Origin of the sequence: Limnochorda sp., from assembly GCF_047459355.1 — a bacterium.
Lineage (GTDB): Bacteria > Bacillota > Limnochordia > Limnochordales > Limnochordaceae > Limnochorda.
Map to the genome: position 1 here is coordinate 1 of NZ_VSCV01000081.1, position 1,764 is coordinate 1,764.

Consider the following 1,764-nt stretch of genomic DNA (forward strand, 5'->3'; position numbering starts at 1 on the left):
CCAGTTTCCCGATGGGAGCTACGGCTTGGGGCTCAGGGTTTTTGAATTGGGCTTTGTCGCCCGCAGCTCCTTGAAGGTCCAAGAGCATGTTTTGCCCATTCTGGAAGAGGTCTTGCAGGCGACCAACGAGATCGTCTACCTCACCATCCCCCGCGAGGGTCAGGTTCTGTACATCGAGGCCCTCTACCCGACCAAGCGCCTGATCCAGTACTCCATCGTGGGCCGGCGGGGTCCCATGCACTGCACAGGGTGCGGGAAAGCGATGCTGGCCTACATGCCGCTGGATGAGGTGAAAGCCGTCGTTGAGCGGCACGGTCTGCCCCGCTTCACCCCAACCACCATCACCACGTGGGACGAGTTGATGGCCGAGTTGGATGAGATCCGGCAGCGGGGCTACGCCATCGACCGGGGCGAGCACAACGCGGGGGTGCACTGCGTGGCCGCCCCCATTCTGGGCGCCGGCGGGCAGCTGGTGGGGGCCATCAGCCTTTCGGGGCCCCCGCTCCACATAACGCCCGAGCGGATCCCCCGCTACGCGGCCATCGTGCAGCGGGCGTGTGGGGAGATTGCCTCCCAGGGGGGCTTGCTGGAGGTGGAGTAGGCCGGCCCGGATTGGGGAAGCACCTCTCAGCTCCACAAACGGAACAGCGTTCGGCATTGATGAACAACCCAACGGAACGAGCTGGCTGCCCCGGGAGGCGAGCTGCCGCGGGGCGGCGGAGGAGGGGAAGGCCAGGTGAAGCGACTCTACGGCATCGTCACACCCATGGTGACGCCTTTCAACCGAGACGGTCAGGTGGATTGGAAGGCTCTGGCGGATCTGACGGACTACCTGCTGGCAGGGGGTGTCCATGCCCTCTACCCGCTGGGCACGACGGGCGAAGCGGCCTTCATGACCGTCCGGGAACGGCAAGAGGTGGCCGAGGCGGTGGTGGAACGGGTCCAGGGGCGGGTGCCCGTCTTCGTCCAGGTGGGCGCCATTCCGACGGCGGACGCGGTCGCTCTGGCCCGGCACGCGGTCCAGATCGGCGCGGACGGCATCGCGGCGGTGACGCCCTACTACTTCCGCTACAGCGATGAGGAGCTGGTGGCCTACTTCGAGGCCATTGCCCGCAGCGTTCCGGAAGACGTGCCCATCTACCTGTACAACATCCCGTCCCACACCGGCAACGACCTGAAGCCGGCCACGGTGGCCCGGCTCGCCCAGGCCTTCCCCAACGTGATCGGCATCAAGAACTCCATGGGGGATCTTGACCGGCTGCGGGCCTACCGCCGGACGCGCGAGGATTTCTCGGTGCTGGTGGGTGGGGACAGCCTCCTGGCGGCCGCCTACCTGGAAGGCTGCGACGGGGCGGTGAGCGGTCCCTCCCAGTTGGCCCCGACGGTGTACGTGAGCCTCTTTGCGGCCCTGGAAGCCGGTGATTTCGGCACGGCCGCCGTGCTCCAGCGGCGGGTGAGCACCATTTGTGAGGTTGCAGGGTTTGGCCATGTGCCCACCATCAAGGGCCTCATGCGCGCCATGGGATTGCCCGGTGGGTGGGTGCGGGCGCCATTCCAGGAGGTGGCCTCCGACCACGTGGACGCCGCCTCCCGGAAGCTGAAAGGGCTTCTGGCTTAGGAGGTGATGGGAGGGAGAACGGGGCGACGTTCTCAGGGATCCTGACGGGATCAGCATCGGAGCCAAGACACGGGCTTCATCGGTGAACGATCCAGAACCGTGGGGAGGAAGAGACTGTGCGAATCCATCGTGGGTTAGCGCTGGTG

At 66.2% G+C, this 1,764-nt stretch carries 2 protein-coding genes; both read left to right on the top strand.

Annotation, left to right across the window (positions count from 1 at the left end):
* On the top strand, positions 1-601 hold a 601-nt coding region (locus FWJ67_RS10955; RefSeq protein WP_414482838.1), incomplete at its 5' end, for an IclR family transcriptional regulator.
* Between the two features lie 135 nt (positions 602-736).
* Positions 737-1,618: a dihydrodipicolinate synthase family protein gene (locus FWJ67_RS10960; RefSeq protein WP_414481884.1), complete on the top strand. Its 882-nt coding sequence runs from the start codon at positions 737-739 to the stop codon at positions 1,616-1,618.
* The last annotated feature ends 146 nt before the right edge of the window (positions 1,619-1,764 follow it).